The organism is Aromatoleum sp. (assembly GCF_035254505.1).
In the GTDB taxonomy this organism is placed as follows: Bacteria; Pseudomonadota; Gammaproteobacteria; order Burkholderiales; family Rhodocyclaceae; genus Aromatoleum.
Window position 1 is genome coordinate 59,384 of record NZ_DATFAO010000094.1, and the last position, 14,665, is coordinate 74,048.

Consider the following 14,665-nt stretch of genomic DNA (forward strand, 5'->3'; position numbering starts at 1 on the left):
CGATGAATTCCCGTACATCCACGATCTTCAAGCTCGCGGTGCTGGCCGGCGTGCTGGCCTTCCCGGCCTTCGGTTCAACCTTCTACAGCGAACTGATCGCGAAGGTGCTGATCCTCGCGATCTTCGCGATGAGCCTCGACCTGCTGGTGGGCTTCACCGGGCTGGTGTCTTTCGGCCATGCGGCCTACTTTGGTGTCGCCGCCTACGCGGTGGCGCTGCTGACACCGAAGTACGATCCGGCGAACCTGTGGCTCGCACTCCCTGCCTCCGTCGGCGCAGCGGCGCTGGTGGCTCTCCTGATCGGCCTCTTCGTGCTCCGCACCAAGGGCATCTACTTCATCATGGTGACGCTCGCCTTCGCGCAGATGGCCTACTACGTGTTCCACGACACGCCGCTGGGCGGCGGCTCCGACGGCATCTACCTCAATTTCAAGCCGGACGCGGCGATCGCCGGCTGGGCGCCGTTCGACCTCAACGAGCCGCTGCATCTGTACTACTTCGTCGTCGGCGCGATGCTCTTCGTCTATGCGCTGCTGAAGCTCGTGCTGCGCTCCCCCTTCGGCCGCGTGCTGGTCGGGATCCGCAGCAACGAGCACCGCATGCTCTCGCTCGGCTACGCGACCTTCCGCTACAAGCTCGCCGCCTTCACGCTGGCCGGCGCCTTGGCGGGGCTCGCGGGTTTCCTGTACGCGGTACTGTTCGGCTTCGTCACGCCCGAGTACTTGTCGTGGCACAAGTCGGGTGACGTGCTGCTGATGGTGATCCTCGGCGGGATGGGCAACCTCGCGGGGGCGATTGCCGGCGCGGTGGCGCTGGTCGGTCTGCAGGAGATTTTCACCGGCGTCACGAAGCACTGGCAGCTGCTGATGGGCCTCACGATCGTCGCGGCGGTGCTCTTCATGCCAGGCGGCATGGCCGCGACGCCGGCCCGCATCCTGGCACGCCTCAACGGGGGAAAGAGCAATGTCTGAAGTCCTGCTATCCGCCGAGGGCATGACGCGCCGTTTCGGCGGCCTGACGGCGAACCAGAACGTCAATATCCAGCTCGAACGCGGCGTGCTGCACGCATTGCTGGGGCCCAACGGGGCGGGGAAATCGACCTGCATCAACATGCTGTCGGGCGACCTCCCGCCGTCCGAAGGCACGATTCGCTGCAAGGGCGAGGACATCACGGCTTTGACGGCCTACCAGCGTTCGCGCATCGGCATCGGCCGCAGCTACCAGCGCACGAACATCTTCCCGAAGTTCACGGTGCTGGAAAACTGCCGGCTCGCGGCCCAGTCGCGCCGCCCTCGTCCATGGAGTCTCCTGACTGACGCACTGCGGATGCCGGAAGCGGTCGAACGTGCACGCGCCGCGATCGCCGAGGCCGGCCTGTCGGGGCGCGAGGACCGTGTCGCCGGCACGATGTCGCATGGCGAGCAACGCCAACTCGAAATTGCGATGGTGCTCGCGACCGACGCCGAGGTGCTGCTGCTCGACGAGCCGCTCGCCGGCATGGGGTCGGAGGAATCCGCGCAGATGGTCACGCTGCTCAACCGCTTGAAGACGACGCGCGCGATCCTGCTCGTCGAGCACGACATGGACGCGGTGTTCGCGGTGTCCGACCGTATCACCGTGATGGTCAACGGCCAGGTATTGGAATCGGGTTCGCCGGAGCAGATTCGCAACAGCCCCGATGTGCAGCAGGCCTATCTGGGACACGAGGCGGAGCATGAATGACATGACGATGCCGGTACTGAACGACGAGCTGCTCGCTGCCGTCACAGCCGCTGCGGCGGCCGCAGCCGACACGCGCGAGCTGCTGCTGGAAGCGATCGGCCTGCACACCTACTACGGTTCCAGCCATATCCTGCACGGCGTGAACTTCCACATCCGCAAGGGCGAGGCGCTCGGGCTGATGGGCCGCAACGGCATGGGCAAGACCACGCTGATCCGCACGATGATGGGGTTCCTGACGCCCAAGGCGGGCGGGGTGCTCGTGCGCGGCCAGCGCATGACGGGCGGGCCGACGCACAAGATCGCAAAGCTGGGCATCGCCTATGTACCCGAAGGCCGCGGCATCTTCCCGAACCTCACGGTGAAGGAGAACCTGCTGATGGCCGCACGGGCCGGCGTCGAAGGCCAGCGTGACTGGACTTTCGAGCGCGTGATGGCGACTTTCCCGCGCCTGTCCGAGCGACTCACGAACGGCGGCGGTCAGCTTTCGGGTGGCGAGCAGCAGATGCTCACGATCGGCCGCGCGCTGATGACGAACCCGGACCTGCTGATCCTCGACGAGGCGACCGAAGGTCTGGCGCCACTGATCGTGCGGGAAATCTGGCGCGTGATCCGCGAGATTCGCGACAGCGGCATCGCGACGGTGATCGTCGACAAGAACCACTCTGCGATCACCGCCCTGACGGACCGCTCGATGATCCTCGTAAAAGGCCAGGTCGTGTTCGACGGGCCGAGCGAGGAGGTGCGCAATAATCCCGAGCTCATCAAGAAACACCTGGGGGTCTGAATGAAGCACGTGCTGGTCGGCGACAAGCGTCTCGAATACGTCCGCCTCCCTTCCGCCCACCCGCGCGAGGGCGCGCCCGCGATCGTGTTCCTGCACGAGGGGCTCGGTTCGATCGCGATGTGGCGCGACTTCCCGCAGAAAGTCGCCGACGCGACCGGCTGCGAAGCCATCGTCTATTCGCGCGCGGGCTACGGCCGTTCCGATCCCGCCGAACTGCCGCGCACGACGCGCTACATGCACGACGAAGGCCTGACGGTGCTGCCAGCGCTCCTCGACGCCCTGCAACTCGACCGCCCGATCCTTCTCGGCCATTCCGACGGAGCCTCGATCGCGCTGATCTGCGCGGGCGGCACCGACGTGAAACTCACCGGCGTCATCGCGATGGCCCCGCACGTGCTCGTCGAGGACATCTCCGTGACAAGCATCGCCCAGGCCAAGATCGCTTGGCAAACCACCGACCTGCCGGCGCGCCTCGGCAAGTACCACCACGACGTCGAGGCCGCGTTCTGGGGCTGGAACGACATCTGGCTGCACCCCGATTTCCGGGCGTGGAACGTCGAGGAGTACGTCCCCAAGATCGCCTGCCCGGTGCTCGCGATCCAGGGAGAGGACGACGAATATGGCACCATGGACCAGATCGACCGCGTCGCCGCCCTCGGGCGCGACGTGGATCTGGTCAAGCTCGCCGACTGCCGCCACTCGCCACACAAGGACCAACCCGAGGCGGTGATCGAGGCCGTCGGCGAATTCGTCACCCGCATCCTCGACTAGGACCCCAACATGCTTTTCGAGCGCAAGAAACTCATCCGCTTTCATCACTGCGACCCCGCCGGCATCGTCTTCTATCCGCAGTACCTCGTACTGTGCAACGAGCTCGTCGAGGACTGGTTCGACGAAGGCCTCGGTATCAACTTCTACAAGCTGCATGCGGAAATGCACCGCGGCGTGCCGATGCGCCACCTCGAAGCCGACTTCCTCGCGCCCAGCGTGCATGGCGACGAGCTGACCTTCACGCTCGGCATCGAACGCCTCGGCGGCAGCTCGATGAAGCTCGCGATCAGCGCGGAAAAGGACGGCAAGGTGCGCTTCAAGGCGCTGCAGACCGTCGTGTGGGCGGACCTCGAAGGTGCGCCACGCGCGATGCAGATCGACGACGAATGGCGCGAGCGCTTCAGCCGATATCTCGCGCCGCCCAAGGACTGAAACCGAAGGACTGACGATGGACTACAGCCGCTACACCGCCCTCAAGGTCGAACTCCACGATCACGGTATCGCCGAAGTGATCCTCGGCGAACCCGGCAAGCTCCCCGCCGCGGACGCCACCGGCCACGGCGAGCTCGCGGACATCTGGCGCGACCTCGACCGCGATCCGGCGGTGTCGGTGATCATCGTACGCGGCCAGGACAAGGGCTTCTCCGCGGGCGGCACGCTCGACCTCGTCGCGGCGATGGTCGACGATTTCGAGCACCGCGCCCGCGTGTGGAAGGAGGCGCGCGACATCGTCTACAACATGATCAACTGCTCGAAAGTGATCGTCTCCGCGATCAACGGTCCGGCGGTCGGCGGCGGGCTGGCGGTGGCACTCCTGGCGGACATCTCGATCGCTGCGAAGAACGCGCGCCTCATCGACGGCCACACGCGACTTGGCGTCGCGGCCGGCGACCATGCCGCAATCATCTGGCCGCTCTTGTGCGGCATGGCGAAGGCAAAGCTGCATCTCCTGCTGTCGAACGAGGTGAGCGGCGAGGAAGCCGAACGCATCGGCCTCGTGTCGATGGCGGTGGAAGGCGATCAACTGCGCGACACCGCGTTCGATATCGCGAAAAAGCTCGCCGCCGGCCCGCAGACCGCACTGCGCTGGACCAAACACAGCCTCAACAACTGGCTGCGCCAGGCCGGCCCGATTTTCGACAACTCCGTCGCGCTGGAGATGCTCGGCTTCAGTGGCCCCGAAGTGCGCGAAGGCCTCGCTGCCGTGCGCGAGCGGCGCACCCCGAACTTCCCGAGCGGCTTGCCGATATGAACCAGTAAGGCGGAAGACGAAGCGCCTGTCGGCCCACTCGCCGCTCAGTTGCCAGATTCCGCCTTCGGTCCGTCCGCCTCACAAATACTCCCAATACGGCGCCGCAGAGCGCCCGGCAGTCCCCCAACTCCAACGACAGAGAGAACGGCATCATGGCCACCTACCAGTGCAGCGCCTGCTACTTCCCCTACAACGAGACTGAAGGTCAGCCCGACGACGGCATCGCGCCCGGCACGAAGTGGGAAGACGTTCCCGCCGACTGGGTCTGCCCCGACTGCGGCAACGGCAAGGAGCACTTCAACCCGGCACCCGAATCGGAAGAGTGAGAGGCGTACGATGACCGCGCTCACCCCCGATGTGAAGGTGCTCGTGATCGGCGCCGGTGCGATGGGCAGCGGCATCGCCCACGTCGCCGCGGCCGCCGGCCACAGTGTCTACCTGTATGACACCCGCGCCGAAGCGGTCGAGAAGGGCCGCGACGGCATCGCCCGCGACCTGCGCTTCCTCGTCTCCAAGAGCAAGCTCGCCGAAGCGGACGCGGAGGCGACGCTCACCCGCGTGATCCCCGTCACCGACCTCGCCGCCGCCCGCGACGCCGGCCTAGCCATCGAGGCGATCGTCGAGAACCTCGACATCAAGCAGAAACTCTTCAAGGAACTCGAAGATCTGCTCGGCCCGGACGCGATTCTCGCGACCAACACGTCCTCGCTGTCGATCACGCAGATCGGCGCCGCCCTCGACCGCCCTGAACGCCTCGCCGGACTCCACTTCTTCAACCCCGCGCCGCGCATGAAGCTTGTCGAGATCGTCTCCGGCCTCGCGACCACTCGCGCGATCGCCGACACCCTCTACGCCACCGCAAAGGCCTGGGGCAAAGTCCCGGTGCACGCGACCTCGACCCCCGGCTTCATCGTCAACCGCGTCGCCCGCCCGTACTACGCCGAGGCCCTGCGTGTGCTCAACGAGCGCGCCGCCGACCCCGCGACGCTCGACGCGGCATTGCGCGAGGGCTGCGGCTTCCCGATGGGCCCCTTCGAGCTGATGGACCTGATTGGCCACGACGTGAACTTCGCGGTCACGAAATCCGTCTTCGATGCCTACTTCGGCGACAAACGCTTCACGCCCAGCCTGATCCAGCAGGAACTCGTCGCCGCTGGCCGGCTGGGGCGCAAGAGTGGGCGCGGGTTTTATGACTATGCCGAAGGCGCACTGCCGGCCTCGCCGCAGAGCGAGTCGCCGCAGCAGGGCGAAACCTCGGTCACGGTTGTCGGCGACCTCGGCCCTGCCACCCCGCTCATCGCCCGACTCGAAGCCGCCGGCGTAGCCATTCGGCGCCTGCCTGGCGAAGATGAGGCTACCGGTCGCGCCCGAGGCTGGATCGAAATCGGCGCCGCCCGCCTCGCGCTCGCCGATGGCCGCACCGCCTCCCTCCGCGCCCACGACGAAGGCTTCGCCAACCTCGTCCTGCTCGACCTCGCGCTCGACTACGCGACGACCCCGCGCCTCACGCTCGCCCGCGGCGACGCCTGTAGCGAAGGCGCCTGGAACGCCGTCGTCGGCATCCTGCAGCGCACCGGCGCAAGCATCGCCCGCCTCGACGACATCGCCGGCCTCGTCGGCCTGCGCACCGTCGCGATGCTCGCCAATGAAGCGGCCGATGGCGTCCTGCAAGGTATCGGCACCGCCACCGATATCGACACGGCGATGCGTTACGGGACGAACTACCCGAAAGGCCCGCTCGCGTGGGCGGATGAGCTCGGCGTCGGCTTCGTCGCGCAGGTGCTGGAGAACCTGGGGACGCACTACGGAGAAGAGCGCTACCGCCTTTCGCCGCTGCTGCAAAGGATTGCACTGCGGCCCGAGGGGCGCTTTCATGCAATGTGAGATCGCGTAGGGCGCAATAAACGCAGGGCATTGCGCCCTACGTCGATCTCCGTGCGCGCCACCTTCGGCGCCTTCACGGAACAGCGGGCCGGCCGGCTCCTGCAGCACCTCCTTGCCTTCCTACAGAGGATGTTCAGCAGCGGTCGACTTTCCGCTTCCCGACGGACCCGGGTGCATCTCACTCATCTGGCACACCTTCGTGAGGCCCCGGGCCTCGATGACCGGGCGCGGCGACGGCCAGGATGTTGCTAACGGCTTTTTCCCGCTATCGCGCAGGTCACAAGACTGCCAATCCAATTAAGGTAATTTAATTTAATTTAATTGGATTGGCTTCAATCCGTCATCTTCCGATTTCTCTCCTTACGACATACAATTTACAAAAACATACATATTTCAGGTATTCATCGGGGGAGATGCATGGCGGTTTCAAAGGAAGTGTAGGCCAAACGCGTAGAGGCTATGAGAAGTGGATTTGTCGGCCTCTGTCTGGCGCCGCTCGTGCTCGGAGAACTGACGGGATTTATAGTCCTGGCCGGACTCGTCGGCGAGACCTTTGTCAAATCCGAGCGTGTCCTGGGGGACTTGCTGATTCTCATTGGCTTCGTGGTCGTATTCGTCGGATCGCTGGGGCTGATGGTGCTGTTTGGGGCCTTCGGTCTCGTGTTGGCGGGCGTAATCCGTTTCTTCATCGGCACGCGCGGTTTCGACTGGTACGTTCAACTGATCGAAGGGCCGACGCCCGCCTGAGTGGCTCGGGCGGGTTTTCCGCTCGCGTGAATTCTCCGCCCGATCTCCGTGGCGATTCTGATCCGCGACGGGCGGCATCACGGGGTGGCATGGATGTCCCTCTCCGCAGCGACGCGTCGTCCAATTTCGAGAAGTGAAAGGGGCAAGACTTGGCTTTTGCGGTGGAAGATTTGCGTCACCTGCTGCGTCGCGCTGTTTGCGCGGTCCTGGGCGGGTTTTTCGTCATCTGGGTTGGCCAGTTCCTGTTTGATTCGGAATACGCCTCGCGTGCAACCGCCCGCCTGGTGGCGCCCCTGCTGGCACTCGGCTACGGCCAGGGCAGCGCGGACAAGATCGGCGTGGTGCTCGTCGACGAGCCTTCGCTTGCGCAATCCAAGGCGACCTGGCCCCCAAAGTATGGCTATCATGCCGATCAACTGGAGGCGATTGCGACGTATCGCCCGAAGGCCATCTTCGTCGATATGCTCTTCGTGGATCGGCGTGCGGATGCCAGCATCAAACGGCTCGCGCAGACGCTTTGCGACATCCGGTCACAGGGCATCCCGGTGTTTCTGGCGCGCGACATGGCACCCGGGTCGATTGGCATTCGCGAAGAGCTCCAGGGGGACTGTGCCATCCCCGTGGCGGTCGACTACGAGGCCGACGACATCGATCACCTCGCGCGGGACTATGCCTTGGTTCATGCGGAGCCGGATGGTGAAAGCGTGGTTTCGCCGGCGCTGGGGCTGTATCAGGGGCTCGATCGGCCCGGTTTGGAAAGCGCTGCCGCCCCCGAACTTGCCCCGACCCCGATGTCGGTCGTTTGGGGGGTCGCGAGCGCATCGACGGCCGACGAAAACCGCATCGTCAATCGCGCCGGGGAGCCAGTGTGCGATCCGTACGAACGCGGAAAGCGCAGCGAGCTCTTTCGTCTCCTGTTGCCGTCGTCGAACCCGGCCTGCGCCTTCCACGCGACGGTGCGCGCCTATGAACTGCGCGCGCCTGACGAAGGGCAGAGTCGCGAACTGGCGGGGAAGCTTGAGGGACGGGTCGTGTTCTACGGTGCCAGCCTGGCTTCGACCGGCGATTTTCTGAGTTCGCCGCTGCATGGACGAATTCCTGGTGTCTATTTCCATGCCATGGCCTACGACAACTTGCTGACGTATGGGGCGTCGTGGAAGCGTGCGGTGAAATTCAAGTTCGATCCCGAGCATTGGCGATACCTGCTATGGATTGCCGCCTTGATCGCGGTGTCGGCATCGATCTTTTCTTTTGGGTATCACGCACTGGCTGCGAGGATCGAACATGCCGCAGCGCGCGTAGGAGCGGGCAGAACGCTGGTCCGACGCGGTCGGGAGCTGCTGGTCGTGTTCGGGTGGCGGCTGTTGTTGTTCGCACGTGCGATCGTCGTGGCATGCGTCCTGACCATCATCGGTCATTGGTGGCTCGATCTGGGGGTGTTTTCGTACATCGAGGTCGTCGCTGCTGCGCTGGCTCTGGAATTGTTTGAGATCGGCGAATCGGTCGAGAAGGTCTTGTTCGGTATGCCGGTTGTACAGGAGATGCAATGATGAGGTGGTCGGCCGCTGGGATGGTATGCCTACTGAGTGCATGGGCCCCGGGCGTTATCGCCGAGGGCGGCAAGGCAATCACTCAGTTCAGGGGTGACGTCGTGACCCTGTATGCTGACTCCGAAGGCGAACAGGTTGTGGCGCGGACTCCACGCGCCGAACTTCCAACGCCGACGCCGATCGAGGAGGAGTCGGGCGACTATGTCCGCATCCGGGTGAGTGGCAAACCGTATTGGGTCAGTGCGCTCAAGGCCCAGATCAATTATCCGGCGGCCCGCTGCGATCAGCATCAACAAGTCGCGAGTACCGCTGCTGCTCGCGGAATCGGCGAAGGTTGCAAGACCAAATGATCCGGTTAGTCCGTGCAATCGCTGCGGGCTTGCTGCTTGGCGGCTGCGTGACGGGTTCGAGCGTGCGCGCACCCATGGCGGACGATGGAAGTGCCGCGAGCGCACTCTCGACACCTACCCGCGACAGTCAATTTCCGGACGGCACGGTGATCCGGCGCGCGCTGGTCGCTCCCACGGGGGATGCCGAGGCACAAGCCGCCGATTTGCGCCTCGCGCTCCTCAATTCCTATGGGGTGATTAACCGGAACGCGCTGAACGCTTACGTAAATGGCATGGTGCGCGAGATTCTGGAGGTGGCCGGAATGCCCGCGTCCTGCTGCCGGGTGGAAATCCTGTCGGATCTGTCTTTGCAGGCCGAGGCGCGGCCGTCCGGCCTGATTACCGTGTCCTTCGGTTGGCTCATGCAGGCCGAGGATGATGCAGAACTTGTCGGCCTGTTCGCGCACGAGATTGCCCATGTCCTGTTGGGGCACTATGAATCCGACACCTACGCCGACGCGATGACTGCGACCAACCAAGTCGTGTCGATTGCAGCAGGGCTCTCGTCCAAAGTGCGCGCGGCAACCTCCCTCGTGCGCGGCGTCAACTGCGGCAGCGCGCTGACCAACGACGTGTTTCACCCCAGCTGGAAACGCGGACAAGAGCGTGAGGCCGATCAGTTCGCGACGGATGTGGTCGCGAAACTCGGCCTCTCTGTGGCGCGCGGACCGAAGGCAATGCTCGAGCGATTGGGCGCGCTCGAGGGGGCCGGGACGGCGAAGGAGGCGACAGAGGTCCGCCCCGGGGAAAAATTGTCCGGTCAACTCAAGGACTGGGCGAAGTCGTTGTCCAACGCCCATGACGACTCGGCTTCCCGCGCCGATTTCGTGAGCGATTACTTCGAAAAGGTATGGAGCGAATCACCGCTGCGCGGGCGGCACAGCCCGCGCGTCGGACTGATCGAGCTACGGAAGGACCCGGAGGTTGCCGCGTTGCTTGCAGCGCACCAGCGTGTCGCGCGGGTCCGCGAACAGCTCGCCGTCGCCAATGCCGGGGCCGCGCTGAAGGCGACGACCGATCTCAAGCGCGAGAAGACCGATCTGCTCATCACCCACATGGCCGTCTGCGATGGCTGGGCGACCGCACAGAAGGTCAGCGAGGCGCGCGCCTGCCTGACGGAGGGCATGCGTCTGTCCGCAGGCTCCTGGATCCCCGCCAGGGCACTGTCGAATCAGCTCAAGCGCTCGGGCAACGGTCAGCAGGCGATCCAGACGGTCGAGGCTGGCTTTGATGCGCTTGGCCGCCCGCCGGTGTTGCTGCCCGAAATCGCATTCTTGGTCCACGATCTGAACAAGGACGTGACCGAGAAATACGTTCGTGAATGCATGACCGCTGGCTCCGCGCTGCTGCAGGCGTGCGCCAACAATGCTAACCCCGAAGAACGGAAGCGCCGCTCTGAGGAGGAGGGGAAGCGGCTCGCAAACAAGATTACCGGGAAGCTGTTTGGAAAGTGAGCGTCTTCCCGAACTACCGACTCCCGGCGAAACCCCTGAGCCGCCAAAACTCGCAGGCGGAGGACCGGTGACGCACCCGCGACAGGAAGCGACGGCCGGTCTGATCGCCGCAATCGTGGCGGTTCCACAATGCGTCGCGTTGGGGATTGCCGCGTTCGGGCCGCTCGCGCACGACTTCCCCGGCCTCGCACGGGTCGCCGGCTTCTACTCGGCAATTGTCGCGGGGCTCTTCGTGGGCCTGGGCGCACGCGGGCAAATCACGCTTACCGGCCCGCGAATCGGTTCGGCGACCGTCCTGTCGGGAACCGCGGCAGCCTTGCTCGCCTCCGGGGCTGATCCCCTTTCGGTGCTCGGCATGATCTTCGTGGTGATGATCGCTGCGGGATTGTTGCAGGGGGCGATGGGGATGGCACGACTGGCGTCCTTGCAGAGCTACATTGCGCGTCCGGTCATCGTCGGGCTGATGTCCGGCGTGGCGTGCACGATGTTGCTGGCCCAGGGGCGCGAAATATTCCGCGGGCCGCCGGCAGCTGCGATTGTCGCGTCGGCAACCTTCGCTGTCGCCGTCACGATCTGGGCGCTGGGAAAATTCGCGAACCTCCCTGTGCTGAAGAAGCAGCGCTGGATCGTCAGTTGGGGCATGGTTTTCGCGACGGTGCTGGGCATCGCCCTGTATTACGCATTGCCGCAATCGGCGGCCGACAGGGGCGGCACCCTGGGGGCGATCGCCCAGTTCTGGGTGGTGCCCGACGTCGTGGCGGCGATGCGCGAGGCCGGTTCGTCGATCGCGCGCACGCCCACGCTGCTATGGGATCTCGCGCCCGCCGTCCTGATGCTGGCGGTCGTCGGTTCCCTGGATACGACGAATTCGCATGTGGCGACGCGGCACAAACTGCTCAAGCGCGACCTGTCGCCGCGCCAACGCCTAATCGTGAGCAGTGACAACGAAAACCGGCAATTGCAGTGGCATGGGCTGGGAAATGCGGTGGCCGGGCTCTTCGGCGGCATTCCCAGCGCTGCATCGGACGCCCGGGCGGAGGCGGCGCTGGCTGCGGACGGGCGGACGTGGGTCGGAGGACTGGTCTATACAGCGGTGCTTTCGGCGCTGCTCGTCGGGAGCCCGTGGCTGGTTTGGTCGGAGTATTTCCCGAAAGCGGTCGTGGTCGGCTTGATGCTCCACATTGCCATCCTGCTGCTGTCTTCGCAGTTGGCGGAACTCGGGCGATATGCACGGGCCTTCGCCGCAACCGCGCGGGACATGCTCCGGGCGCATCGTGCCACGCCGGGGCCGAAGGAAGGGGGTGGAGAAACGGTCCTCAACGGGCTGACCGTGCTCGTGGTGGCTTGCTCGCTCCACCAATTCGACCCGATGCGCGCGATTGCCGTGGGGATGCTCTGCAGCATGAGCATCTTTCTCTTCAAGATCGGCCAGTCGCAGCGACACCGCAGCTATTCGGCGAGCGAGCGCATCTCGCTGCAACTGCGCCCGGCAGCCGAAGCGGCAATTGCCCGCGCCGCGCGCGAGCGGTGCCAGATCATCAAGCTGCATGGGGATTTTTTCTTCCTCTCCCATAAGATGGCGATGAGTATGGTCGACGAGGTGCGGGCCCGTGTTGCCGCGCATCCGCCACGGTCCGACGGCCGGCAGTACGTGATCATCGACTTCGACATGGCGCATGAGTTCGACGAATCTGGAATCCACGAGATCAAGCTGATGGTCGAGCGGCTTCAGGAATATAGCTTTGTGGTCTTGCTCAGCTACGTACTGCTCAAGTCCGGGCTCGCACAGCTGCTGCGCTTCGATCACGTCATCGATGGCCCGCGGAAAGGCAGGAGTGAAACGCTTATCCGGTCGGAGCACGTGTTCGACACCACCGAGCGTGCGATCAACTACGTCGAGGATCAGGCGGTTCTCCGGGAAGGAGGGGCGAGCAACGACGTCCGTGGTTGGCCGCCTGTTCTCGCTTCATTGACGGCGCTTCCATCGCGGCGTTTCGATCAAGCGAGCGGTGCCGAGCGGTTCTGGGTTGTTCGACGCGGAACGGTCGTGCTTCGCCACCGCGTGAGCCAGACGGTCGCCGACGTCGCGTGGAAGAAGGTCATCGCGGAGGTCGGCTGCGGGGGCGTGATCAGTGGACGAATCATGGGGATGCGTGCCATCGACGCGGAGATCGCAACCGACTGCGACTTGACCTCGGTCGATGACGAATGGCTTGCGCAGGCAATCGAACACCGGCCGGCCGAGACCGCCAGAATCATGGCCTACTTCGCGGACTACATCGCATCGCTGAACTCGATGCTGCAAACCGAGATGGCTATGCTTGACCATTGACAGGGGGCTTGTGCGCGGCTCAGGCGCCGCTGCGTCGTACTTTTTCCGGGTACGCATTCCGCGGATAACGGCGCCCTGATTGATCGCCGGACAGCGAGCGTCACAATAATGCCGCCGACACAAGTCAGGCACAGGAGGAGGACAGGAACATGAAAGCACGGCATTGCATGCGCATGGCGGCCCTGATCGCCGCGCTGTCCGCGACACCGACGTTGCACGCGGCAGAGGTGGCCGGTGTGCACGTGGAGGACCGAATCCGGGTCGGCAGCCAGGAACTCCAGCTCAACGGCGCGGGGATCCGCACGAAGATGTTCTTCAAGGTCTATGTCGGCGCGCTCTACACGGGGGCGCGGGCGACGACGCCCGAAGCCGTCTATGAGGCTACCGGGCCGCGGCGGATCAGCCTGCATCTGCTGCGCGACCTCGATGCACAAACCTTGCACGAGGCCCTCGACGAGGGGCTGCGCAACAACCTGAGCGCCGCCGAGCTGGAGGCGCTGAAGGGGCCGGCGGGGCAGCTCGCCACGCTCATGAAGTCGATCGGAAAAGTGCGCCAGGGGACGGTGGTGGCGATCGACTTCAGCACCGACGGCGTCGCAGTCAGCGTGAATGGTGAGGCGCGCGGGGAGATCGCGGGAGGCGCCTTCGCGAAGGCCTTGTTGCGCGTGTGGCTGGGCGACAAGCCCGCCGATGCGGATCTGAAGAAGAGCCTCCTCGGAGGCTGAGCGCCGAGCGGCCCCGCGTCAATCCGGCGCGGCGACCGGCATCGCCCCCTGCCAGCGCCCCGAATGGGCGAGATCGCGACACAGCGGCCCGGTCAGCGCGGCCACCGCCATCGCTGCCGCGGAAAGCGGCAGGTGACGCGAGGCGCACAACACCACGCGCCGGCTCAGCGCCGGCCGTGTCACCTCCGTGCCCGTGAGCAGGCCCGCATCCAGCTCGTGGCGCAGCGGCATCGGCGGCAATAGCGTGTGGCCCAGCCCGGCGAGCAAGCTGGTGCGCAGGATGCTGATCGAACTGATGTCGGCCACCACATTCGGTGGCGGCAGCCCCTGTTCGCGGGCCGCCTGCTCGATGATCGGCCGCACTCCGTGCGGCGGTGCGGGCAGGATCAGCGGCAGCGCGAGCGCTGCCCCCAACGTGATCGACTTCTTGCGCGGTCGGTCCGGTGCCTGTGCGGGCGAAATCAGCATCAGGCGCTCGTCGAGCAGCGGCTGCTGCGTGAATTCGCCGATCAGGCCGTCGTCGAAGAGCACCGCCAAGTGCAGTTGGCCGGCGCGCAACTGCGGCACGAGGTTGCCGGTGAGCTCCTCCGTCAGCTCCAGCTCGACTTTCGGCAGCAGCTGCCGCACCGCCTGCAACAGCGGCAGGGCCAGGGCCGCGGAGACGCTGTGGGGAATGCCGAACACCACCTTGCCCGTCGGCTCGCCGCGCACCGCCTGCACGGCCACGCGCGCGTCCTCCACCTGGCGCAGGATCGCGGTTGCGTGCGCGAGGAAGATGCGCCCCGATTCCGTCAGCTCCACGCCCCGCCGCGAACGATGGAAGAGCGGCGCGCCCAGTTCGTCCTCCAGCTGCGCGAGCTGATGGCTCAGCGCCGATTGCGCGACGTAGACCTGTTCGGCCGCCTTCGACAGGCTGCCGAACTTGGCGATGGCGACGAAATACCGCAGCTGGCGCAGTTCCATGCCGCCGATTGTAGCCAAGTATCTGGATAACAGATCGCTGGATCTGAATTCGGTATTTTCCAGATCGTACGTACCGGCGTCTAATGGACCCA

Annotated in this window: 15 protein-coding genes; 14 read left to right on the forward strand and 1 reads right to left on the reverse strand. The window is 65.1% G+C overall.

Annotated features, from left to right (window positions below; genetic code table 11):
* The first annotated feature begins 2 nt into the window (after positions 1-2).
* From VJ673_RS20125 to VJ673_RS20190, 14 genes are all read left to right on the forward strand, one after another.
* The gene (locus VJ673_RS20125) at positions 3-971 is read left to right on the forward strand and encodes a branched-chain amino acid ABC transporter permease (RefSeq protein WP_324127951.1); all 969 of its coding nucleotides are present in this window, start codon (positions 3-5) and stop codon (positions 969-971) included.
* Positions 964-1,722: an ABC transporter ATP-binding protein gene (locus tag VJ673_RS20130; RefSeq protein WP_324127952.1), complete on the forward strand. Its 759-nt coding sequence runs from the start codon at positions 964-966 to the stop codon at positions 1,720-1,722. The genes VJ673_RS20125 and VJ673_RS20130 overlap by 8 nt, the downstream gene beginning before the upstream one ends.
* Positions 1,715-2,506 carry an ABC transporter ATP-binding protein gene (locus VJ673_RS20135; RefSeq protein ID WP_324127953.1) on the forward strand — a complete coding sequence of 264 codons (792 nt, stop codon included), beginning with the start codon at positions 1,715-1,717 and terminating at the stop codon, positions 2,504-2,506. The genes VJ673_RS20130 and VJ673_RS20135 overlap by 8 nt, the downstream gene beginning before the upstream one ends.
* Positions 2,507-3,277 carry an alpha/beta fold hydrolase gene (locus VJ673_RS20140; protein ID WP_324127954.1) on the forward strand — a complete coding sequence of 257 codons (771 nt, stop codon included), beginning with the start codon at positions 2,507-2,509 and terminating at the stop codon, positions 3,275-3,277.
* A gap of 9 nt (positions 3,278-3,286) precedes the next feature.
* Positions 3,287-3,709 carry an acyl-CoA thioesterase gene (locus VJ673_RS20145; protein WP_324127955.1) on the forward strand — a complete coding sequence of 141 codons (423 nt, stop codon included), beginning with the start codon at positions 3,287-3,289 and terminating at the stop codon, positions 3,707-3,709.
* A gap of 16 nt (positions 3,710-3,725) precedes the next feature.
* Positions 3,726-4,529, forward strand: a complete 804-nt coding sequence (locus VJ673_RS20150) for an enoyl-CoA hydratase/isomerase family protein (protein ID WP_324127956.1) — start codon at positions 3,726-3,728, stop codon at positions 4,527-4,529.
* Between the two features lie 152 nt (positions 4,530-4,681).
* On the forward strand, positions 4,682-4,855 hold the full coding sequence (locus VJ673_RS20155; protein ID WP_324127957.1) for a rubredoxin: 174 nt from the start codon (positions 4,682-4,684) through the stop codon (positions 4,853-4,855).
* A gap of 10 nt (positions 4,856-4,865) precedes the next feature.
* On the forward strand, positions 4,866-6,413 hold the full coding sequence (gene paaH / locus VJ673_RS20160) for a 3-hydroxyacyl-CoA dehydrogenase PaaH (protein ID WP_324127958.1): 1,548 nt from the start codon (positions 4,866-4,868) through the stop codon (positions 6,411-6,413).
* A 459-nt stretch (positions 6,414-6,872) separates the two neighbouring features.
* The gene (locus tag VJ673_RS20165) at positions 6,873-7,160 is read left to right on the forward strand and encodes a hypothetical protein (protein ID WP_324127959.1); all 288 of its coding nucleotides are present in this window, start codon (positions 6,873-6,875) and stop codon (positions 7,158-7,160) included.
* A 149-nt stretch (positions 7,161-7,309) separates the two neighbouring features.
* On the forward strand, positions 7,310-8,710 hold the full coding sequence (locus VJ673_RS20170) for a CHASE2 domain-containing protein (RefSeq protein WP_324127960.1): 1,401 nt from the start codon (positions 7,310-7,312) through the stop codon (positions 8,708-8,710).
* Positions 8,707-9,060: a hypothetical protein gene (locus VJ673_RS20175; RefSeq protein WP_324127961.1), complete on the forward strand. Its 354-nt coding sequence runs from the start codon at positions 8,707-8,709 to the stop codon at positions 9,058-9,060. Before VJ673_RS20170 ends, VJ673_RS20175 begins: the two co-directional genes overlap by 4 nt.
* Entirely contained in the window at positions 9,057-10,553 is a 1,497-nt protein-coding gene (locus VJ673_RS20180) for a M48 family metalloprotease (protein ID WP_324127962.1), read from the forward strand. The genes VJ673_RS20175 and VJ673_RS20180 overlap by 4 nt, the downstream gene beginning before the upstream one ends.
* Entirely contained in the window at positions 10,465-12,885 is a 2,421-nt protein-coding gene (locus tag VJ673_RS20185; protein WP_324127963.1) for a SulP family inorganic anion transporter, read from the forward strand. Before VJ673_RS20180 ends, VJ673_RS20185 begins: the two co-directional genes overlap by 89 nt.
* 149 nt (positions 12,886-13,034) lie before the next feature.
* Positions 13,035-13,610, forward strand: coding sequence for a chalcone isomerase family protein (locus tag VJ673_RS20190; protein ID WP_324127964.1), 576 nt, complete (start codon positions 13,035-13,037; stop codon positions 13,608-13,610).
* Between the two features lie 18 nt (positions 13,611-13,628).
* Here VJ673_RS20190 and VJ673_RS20195 read toward each other — a convergent pair whose 3' ends face one another.
* Positions 13,629-14,573, reverse strand: coding sequence for a LysR family transcriptional regulator (locus VJ673_RS20195; RefSeq protein ID WP_324127965.1), 945 nt, complete (start codon positions 14,571-14,573; stop codon positions 13,629-13,631).
* Between the last annotated feature and the right edge of the window lie 92 nt (positions 14,574-14,665).

Excerpts from the sequence above, each read along its gene's own strand:
- VJ673_RS20135 (WP_324127953.1), top strand. The coding sequence starts at position 1,715 with ATGAATGACATGACGATGCCGGTACTGAACGACGAGCTGCTCGCTGCC.
- VJ673_RS20130 (WP_324127952.1), top strand. The coding sequence starts at position 964 with ATGTCTGAAGTCCTGCTATCCGCCGAGGGCATGACGCGCCGTTTCGGC.
- VJ673_RS20150 (WP_324127956.1), top strand. The coding sequence starts at position 3,726 with ATGGACTACAGCCGCTACACCGCCCTCAAGGTCGAACTCCACGATCAC.
- VJ673_RS20195 (WP_324127965.1), bottom strand. The coding sequence starts at position 14,573 with ATGGAACTGCGCCAGCTGCGGTATTTCGTCGCCATCGCCAAGTTCGGC.
- VJ673_RS20165 (WP_324127959.1), top strand. The coding sequence starts at position 6,873 with ATGAGAAGTGGATTTGTCGGCCTCTGTCTGGCGCCGCTCGTGCTCGGA.
- VJ673_RS20180 (WP_324127962.1), top strand. The coding sequence starts at position 9,057 with ATGATCCGGTTAGTCCGTGCAATCGCTGCGGGCTTGCTGCTTGGCGGC.
- VJ673_RS20145 (WP_324127955.1), top strand. The coding sequence starts at position 3,287 with ATGCTTTTCGAGCGCAAGAAACTCATCCGCTTTCATCACTGCGACCCC.
- VJ673_RS20125 (WP_324127951.1), top strand. The coding sequence starts at position 3 with ATGAATTCCCGTACATCCACGATCTTCAAGCTCGCGGTGCTGGCCGGC.
- paaH (WP_324127958.1), top strand. The coding sequence starts at position 4,866 with ATGACCGCGCTCACCCCCGATGTGAAGGTGCTCGTGATCGGCGCCGGT.
- VJ673_RS20140 (WP_324127954.1), top strand. The coding sequence starts at position 2,507 with ATGAAGCACGTGCTGGTCGGCGACAAGCGTCTCGAATACGTCCGCCTC.
- VJ673_RS20175 (WP_324127961.1), top strand. The coding sequence starts at position 8,707 with ATGATGAGGTGGTCGGCCGCTGGGATGGTATGCCTACTGAGTGCATGG.
- VJ673_RS20185 (WP_324127963.1), top strand. The coding sequence starts at position 10,465 with ATGCTAACCCCGAAGAACGGAAGCGCCGCTCTGAGGAGGAGGGGAAGC.
- VJ673_RS20155 (WP_324127957.1), top strand. The coding sequence starts at position 4,682 with ATGGCCACCTACCAGTGCAGCGCCTGCTACTTCCCCTACAACGAGACT.
- VJ673_RS20190 (WP_324127964.1), top strand. The coding sequence starts at position 13,035 with ATGAAAGCACGGCATTGCATGCGCATGGCGGCCCTGATCGCCGCGCTG.